This is a genomic window from Turicimonas sp. TL08 (assembly GCF_054660695.1).
In genome coordinates this window covers 1-5,897 of the sequence record NZ_BAAGDP010000047.1, presented here as the reverse complement: position 1 = coordinate 5,897, position 5,897 = coordinate 1, and the positions used below count along the sequence as shown (strand labels likewise).

Genomic DNA, 5,897 nt, shown 5'->3' with positions numbered 1-5,897 from the left:
GTTCAAAGCGTTCCGCCAGCGTTCAATCTGAGCCAGGATCAAACTCTTTTGTTTAATCTCTGTTGTCGCTCTTACTCTTCGTTTCGGTTTTGACGGAGTATTTCCTACTCCGTTTGCCTCACTAGAAGCGAGCTTCTTAAATTTAAAATCTTTCGCTTTCGCTCTTAAACTTAAGTGCCCGCTCTTATCGGTTCGTCGATAAATTTTTAAAGAACTTGCGTCGCTGATTTCGTGTTTGTCATCAACAACGAGGTGCGAACTATAAATACCTTTTTTGAGCTTGTCAAACCTCTTGATGAAAATTTTTTATGTTAAAAGAACTAAAATAGATAAATTATGCATTTTTTCAAGCTGTTACGACGAATGTAAAAAAGTGAAAAAAAAAGACTGCCGTTTCAGCAGTCCTTTCTCTTATCTGTACTTTCCAGTTATTTTCGGGAAGCTCCCCAAACATCTCCCCACGAACCCGTCAAAGCACCCTTGGCATAGTCGACAACTCTGTTTTCAAAGAAATTGGTGTGAGTCACGCCTAACATGGCGTCTACCCATGGAAGCGGATTATGCGGGTGAGCAAAAATCGCTTTCATTCCCATGGCTGTTAGCCTTCTATCAGCAATATAACGGATGTATCCCTTAACTTCTTGAGGAGTTAAGTTCTGCTTAGACATATCATTGACGTCAAAAGCCAAGTCAATAAATCTGTCTTCAAGTTCGACCATTTTTTCAGCTATTTCATAAATTCTGCGCTTCAAACGATCATTCCAGAGATGCGGTTCCTCAATAAGATATTCTCTAAAGAGACGGATCATGCTTTCAGTATGAAGGGTTTCGTCATTAATTGACCAAGCGATAATCTGCCCCATTCCTCTCATGGTTCCGTTTCGTGTGAAATTCAACAGCATCACAAAGCTGGAAAAGAGCTGCATACCTTCAGTAAAAGCCGAAAAAGCCGCCATTTTTACCGCAATATTCTCCTCTTCGTTGTCTGCGAGCCCGTGGAAAAAGTCATGTTTGTCTGCCATGGCTTCGTATTCCAAGAATTCGTTGTAGACAGTTTCCGGCATTCCGATGGTTTCAATCAAATGAGAATATGCGGCAATATGCACAGCCTCTCTAGCAGCGAAGCTTGAGAGCATCATACGGATTTCCGGACACGGGAAGAACGGAAGATACGTCTTTACGTATGCGGAGCTAACGTCGATATCGCCTTGGGTAAAGAAACGAAAAACTTTTGTCAGAAAGTCCCTTTCATCCTCTGTCAAAACGTTTTTCCAATCTTTTACATCTTCAATCATTGGCACTTCTGTCCAGAGCCAGTGCATTTGTTCACTGGCAACGAAAGCGTCATAAGCCCAAGGATAAGAAAACGGCTTATAAAAATTTCTTGAATTTGTGAGAGTACTTGTTTTTGTTGTCATTTCTTATCTCTTATCCTTCACAAGCTAAACAGAAAGAATCATTCATAAGAGTCTTCATGTCAATTTCTTCTTCTAAACGACGGCGTTCGATCTTCTCTCCGACTTTATCTGCTTTACGGAGTTTGTCGCTTCTGCAGTAGTACAAACTCTTCAAGCCGTTTTTCCAAGCCAAATAATGGCAGGCATGCAAATATGCAATGGAAACGTCAGCAGGAAAGAATAAATTTAAAGATTGTCCTTGATCGATATAATTCTGACGGTCAGCCGCAAGGTCAATCAACCATCTTTGGTCGATCTCTTGAGCTGTCTTAAATACGTCCCGGATCTCCTGAGGAAGTGCTTCAAGATGCTGAACCGAACCGTCATGGTTGATGATGTTGCTCCATACTTCTTCAGTATTCAAGCCGTACTCATCCAGGACTCTTTCCAGCATTCTATTCTTAATAATGTGAGCGCCTGAAAGAGTGTCCTGACGATAAATGTTGGCTCTCATCGGTTCAATAGAAGGAGATGTAGCCTGCATAATCAAACTTGAGCTAGCATTCGGGGCGACAGCCATCCAGTGAGAAAATCTTCTTTCAATTCCTGCATCTTTTGCATCCGGACAAGCCCCTCTGAGTTCGCAGAGAATCTTGTCTCCCTTTTCGCATTCATTATGAATATGGCTGAATACTTTGTTATTGATAACTTTAGCCAAGACAGATTCAAGAGGAATCTTTTTGGACTGAAGGTAAGCATGAAAACCTAGAGCTCCGATGCCAATTGATCTTTCTCTAAGAGCCGAATATCTGGCTCGTTCAATGTGATCGGGAGCATGATCAATGAAATATTGAAGAACATTATCCAAAAATTCCATTACATCAGGGATAAATTGTTCATTTTTTGCCCACTCGTCGTAATACTCTATGTTTAAAGAGCTCAAACAGCAAACAGCCGTTCTCTTCTCATTAGTCGGCAAAAAGATTTCGGTACAGAGATTAGAGCCATGAATCTTCAAGTTTTTATCTGCAAGCCAAGACGGAAGCGCACGGTTTGCGGCATCGATAAACACGATGTACGGTTCCCCGGTTTGCATTCTCAATTCAAGAAGTCGCTGCCATAAATCTCTTGCGGACACGACTTCAACTACTCTTTGGCTGTTAGGATCTTTTAATTCCCAAGAATCATCGGCATCCGGATCCTCCATACTCTTTTCAATCAAGCGCATGAATTTGTCGGAAATACAGACTCCATGGTGCAGATTTAATGTTCTGATATTTTGGTCGCCCGTCGGCTTTCTCATTTCTAAGAATTGAACGATGTCGGGATGATCCATAGAAAGGAAGGCCGCATAAGAACCTCTGCGTGTTCTGCCTTGACGGTAAGCCAAACATGCTGCGTCATAAATTTTCAAATGAGGCATCACACCGACAGATTTATCGTCAGCGCTTCTAATATCAATATGAATACCTACACCTCCCCCTAGCATCGAAAGCCAATTGACTTCGGAAAGCGTGTTTACAAGACCCTCTGCAGTATCCGGCATGTAAACCTCAAAACAGCTGATTGGGAGCCCCTTTTTGCTTCTGCCGAATGACAGGATTGGTGTGGAAAAAGAAAGCCAATGTTTAGAAGCGTAATCGTAGATTCTCTGGGCATGAGCAGGATTAGATGCGAAAGCCTCGGAAACATAAGCGAATCTTTCCTGAGGGCTGACCTCTTCGTCACGCATATAGCTTTCCTTAAGTCTCTTATAGGATATTCCCTTTATCAGCTCATCTCTTGAGAGATCCAGATTCAGCGGCATTTATGTCAGTTCCTTTTAGCTTATAAATTAATTCTTGAATTTCGGGATTCTACCTAAGTTAAGTTAGGCGGAACAAAAAAAGGAGGCGAGTTTAAACGAATTGCTAGGACTTCGTTTCGCTCGTGCCTGCATTTTTCTTTGTTTTCAATTGAGGAAAAACAAGTGAATCGAGAGCACAACGTCTTTGCCTAAAGGTGTAAATATTTTTGAATTTGTGACTTCTCCTACAAAAGGATGAATACTGTTTTGGGTCGATAAGTTTCTTTAGAAACATTCATTCCTCTAAAGCAACTTTTTGAGCCACAAGTAGAAATCCTTTTTTGCGTAAAATACCTCTTCCATCACCTAACTCAGCCTTCTACAAAACTTATGACTTTTTCTTCCTCCTCTAAACCAATCAACAACTCAGAGGCTGGCTTGCAAAAACTAACAGGCTTAGTAGAAAGAGTTACTTTCCATAGCGAAGAATCTGGCTACTGCGTAATCAAAATCAAAGTTAAAGGCGAAAGAGAACTAGCGACCGTTGTTGGTCATACTCCGGCAGTCTCACCCGGTGAATTCGTTTCATGCTCCGGAGACTGGATTTATAACCGAGAATATGGCAGACAGTTCCAATCTGTGTTCCTTAATGTTTATCCTCCTGCTACCAAACAAGGCATTGAAAAATATCTCGGTTCAGGAATGGTGAAAGGAATCGGACCAACCTATGCCTCTAGGTTAGTAAAGCAGTTCGGAGAAAAAGTTTTTGACATCATCGAACAGACTCCAGAGCGCTTAAAAGAAGTTGAAGGAATCGGGCCTAAGAGATTCAAAGCAATAGTGTCTGGCTGGGCTGATCAGAAAATCATACGCAACATTATGATTTTTCTACAAAGTCACAAAGTTTCTACAGCAAAATCCGTCAGAATTTTTAAAAAATACGGTGAAAATGCCGTATCCATCATTACTCAAAACCCTTATATATTGGCAAAAGATATCAAAGGAATAGGTTTTCGCTCTGCCGATACGATCGCTTTGAATATGGGGATTCCAAAAGATTCGATTTTGAGAGCGCGGGCCGGCATTTCTTACGTTCTTTCAGAAGCTTCGTCTAATCTCGGTCATGCTTGCCTTCCCAAAGACGAGCTAATTAAGATGGCAAATGAACTTCTGGAGATGCCTGAGCAAACAATCTGTGATGCAATTGAAAAAGAAGTAGAAGAGAATTCTTTGGTATCTGACGATTATCCTCAGTCCGAATGTCTTTATCTTCCTTCCCTTTTTTATTCAGAAGTTGGAATCGCTTCCAGTATAAGCAGGCTTAATCAAAGTTGCGTTAATTGGCCGAATATTGATCCGGATAAAGCCATTGCTTGGGTAGAAAAAAAACTGAATATAAATCTTGCAGAGAGTCAGAAAGAAGCTGCCGGTAAAGCTCTTAACTCTAAACTAATGGTCATCACGGGAGGGCCCGGCGTCGGTAAAACAACTTTAGTTAACTCTATTCTTCGAATTTTGTCTGCCAAAAAGGTAAAAATCATTCTCTGCGCACCGACCGGGCGAGCTGCCAAGAGGATGTCCGAAACTACCGGCTCCGAGGCAAAGACTATTCATCGGCTGTTGGAAATCTCTCCTGAGACGGGAAAATTCCAAAGAAATCGGGAAAAGCCGCTCGACTGTGATCTTTTAGTCATCGATGAATGTTCAATGGTTGATTTATCTTTGGCTAACAGTTTGCTCCAAGCCGTGCCAGATCACGCATCTGTAATTTTTGTAGGAGATGTCAACCAACTTCCTTCAGTTGGACCCGGAACCTTTCTTTCAGATTTAATTGAATGCGGACAAATAACGGTAATCAAATTAACTGAAGTGTTTCGGCAAGCAGCAGATTCATGGATTATTAGAGCGGCACATCAAATTAATAAAGGGTACTTCCCGCCTCTTCCTCAAAAAGGTCAAAAGGGAGATTTCTATTTCATTGCCAAAGAAACGCCCGAAGAAATCGTCTCCACTATAGTTTCTTTGGTTCAGCAGCGGCTGCCGAGAACCTTCGGTTTCGAACCGATAAAGGATATTCAAGTTTTGTGCCCAATGAATCGAAGTCTCACCGGCGCAAGAAGTATGAATGAACTTCTTCAATCTGCGCTCAATCCTCCTTCGGATAATGCCATCACAAAGTTCGGGATCACTTTCGATCTGAATGACAAAGTCATGCAGATTGAAAACAATTACGACAAGGATGTCTTCAACGGCGATATCGGCTTTATCAATGGAATCGATAAAGAGGAAGAGACTGTGCTGGTGACTTTTGACGGTCGAGATGTTATTTATTCCTTCGATGAACTTGATGAACTCGTATTGTGTTATGCCACGACCATCCATAAATCCCAGGGAAGTGAATACCCGGTAGTGATTATTCCGATCTCTACTCAGCAATTTATGATGCTTAAACGCAACCTTGTCTATACAGGAGTAACGCGAGGAAAAAAACTTGTTGTTGTGGTAGGTCAGAAAAAAGCTTTATTTATGGCAATCAAAGACAACCGTTCACTTAAACGATGGAGCGGGCTAAAGATGCGTCTAGAAAATTGACATCCTCCTCTTCGTGAACGAAGAGGATTCCCTACCACCACTACAACAGCCGTAGCCTATTGTTGTAGAAGGTCTCGTTGGGTTCCTGCTGACAACGGCCTTACTGCACCGTTCATTTCACA

Annotated in this window: 3 protein-coding genes; 1 reads left to right on the top strand and 2 read right to left on the bottom strand. The window is 41.8% G+C overall.

Features of this window, described 5'->3' with window-relative positions; all coding sequences use genetic code 11:
• Positions 1–428 precede the first annotated feature (428 nt).
• Positions 429–1,418: a ribonucleotide-diphosphate reductase subunit beta gene (locus ACYQ4O_RS12820; protein ID WP_308515159.1), complete on the bottom strand. Its 990-nt coding sequence runs from the start codon at positions 1,416–1,418 to the stop codon at positions 429–431.
• A 10-nt stretch (positions 1,419–1,428) separates the two neighbouring features.
• Complete coding sequence (locus ACYQ4O_RS12815; RefSeq protein WP_308515161.1) at positions 1,429–3,204, bottom strand: ribonucleoside-diphosphate reductase subunit alpha; 1,776 nt, start codon at positions 3,202–3,204, stop codon at positions 1,429–1,431.
• Positions 3,205–3,573: 369 nt separating this feature from the next.
• On the opposite strand from ACYQ4O_RS12815, the gene recD2 reads away from it, so the two are divergent.
• Positions 3,574–5,775 (top strand): SF1B family DNA helicase RecD2, encoded by a 2,202-nt coding sequence (recD2, locus tag ACYQ4O_RS12810; RefSeq protein WP_460175853.1) that lies wholly within the window; start codon positions 3,574–3,576, stop codon positions 5,773–5,775.
• Positions 5,776–5,897 lie beyond the last annotated feature (122 nt).

Bases quoted from the DNA above. Each gene is read 5' to 3' on its own strand.
- recD2 (WP_460175853.1), top strand. From the start codon at position 3,574: ATGACTTTTTCTTCCTCCTCTAAACCAATCAACAACTCAGAGGCTGGC.
- ACYQ4O_RS12820 (WP_308515159.1), bottom strand. From the start codon at position 1,418: ATGACAACAAAAACAAGTACTCTCACAAATTCAAGAAATTTTTATAAG.
- ACYQ4O_RS12815 (WP_308515161.1), bottom strand. From the start codon at position 3,204: ATGCCGCTGAATCTGGATCTCTCAAGAGATGAGCTGATAAAGGGAATA.